The organism is Kistimonas asteriae, from assembly GCF_018263925.1.
GTDB classification, from domain to species: domain Bacteria; phylum Pseudomonadota; class Gammaproteobacteria; order Pseudomonadales; family Endozoicomonadaceae; genus Kistimonas; species Kistimonas asteriae.
In genome coordinates this window covers 1-1,398 of sequence record NZ_JAEVHF010000045.1, presented here as the reverse complement: position 1 = coordinate 1,398, position 1,398 = coordinate 1, and the positions used below count along the sequence as shown (strand labels likewise).

The 1,398-nt window shown below is 55.4% G+C and carries 1 protein-coding gene; it reads left to right on the top strand.

What is annotated here, in order from left to right:
- The coding region (locus KHS78_RS22165) for an Ig-like domain-containing protein (protein ID WP_211831194.1) at window positions 1-1,398 on the top strand (1,398 nt) is incomplete at both ends.

Sequence of the window (1,398 nt, the reverse complement as noted above, 5' to 3'; positions counted from 1 at the left end):
AGCTGCAGTTTGTGCCGGGCAGTGACTTCGATAGTTTGGCCAATGGTGAAAGCTCCACGGTGACCGTGCGTTATGTGATGTCCGATAACGAAGGGGCAGAATCGACGTCAACGGCGACCATCACGGTCACCGGTACCAACGATGATCCGGTGGCGAGTGCCGATACCAAAACCGGTCATGAGAATGAAACCCTCACGATTGATGTATTGGCCAACGATACCGATGTGGATCACAACGATGGTCCGGCCAACTTCAGTCTCGACAGCGTGCAGATCGTCGATGGTGACGGCAATCCGTTAAGCGGACAGGGCACGGTCAGCGTGGTGAATAACCAGCTGCAGTTTGTGCCGGGCAGTGACTTCGATAGTTTGGCCAATGGTGAAAGCTCCACGGTGACCGTGCGTTATGTGATGTCCGATAACGAAGGGGCAGAATCGACGTCAACGGCGACCATCACGGTCACCGGTACCAACGATGATCCGGTCGCGAGTGCAGATACCAAAACCGGTCATGAGAATGAAACCCTCACGATTGATGTATTGGCCAACGATACCGATGTGGATCACAACGATGGCCCGGCCAACTTCAGTCTCGACAGCGTGCAGATCGTCGATGGCGACGGCAATCCGTTAAGCGGCCAGGGTACGGTCAGCGTGGTGAACAACCAGCTGCAGTTTGTGCCGGGCAGTGACTTCGACAGCCTGGCCAACGGTGAAAGCTCCACCGTCACTGTGCGTTATGTGATGTCCGATGATGAAGGGGCGACCTCGGAATCCACGGCGACCATCACGGTGACCGGCACTAACGATGATCCGGTGGCGAGTGCGGATACGCAAACCGGTAATGAGAATGAAACCCTCACCATCAATGTGCTGGCAAACGATACCGATGTGGATCATAACGATGGCCCGGCCAACTTCAGCCTCGACAGTGTGCAGATCGTCGATGGTGACGGCAATCCATTAAGCGGACAGGGCACCGTCAGCGTGGTGAACAACCAGCTGCAGTTTGTGCCGGGCAGTGACTTCGATAGTTTGGCCAACGGTGAAAGCTCCACCGTCACTGTGCGTTATGTGATGTCCGATAACGAAGGGGCGACCTCGGAATCCACGGCGACCATCACCGTGACCGGCACCAACGATGATCCGGTGGCGAGTGCGGATACGCAAACGGGTCATGAGAATGAAACCCTCACGATTGATGTATTGGCCAACGATACCGATGTTGATCATAACGATGGTCCAGCAAACTTCAGTCTCGATAGCGTGCAAATCGTCGATGGTGACGGCAATCCGTTAAGCGGACAGGGCACGGTCAGCGTGGTGAATAACCAGCTGCAGTTTGTGCCGGGCAGTGACTTCGATAGTTTGGCCAATGGTGAAAGCTCCACGGTGACCG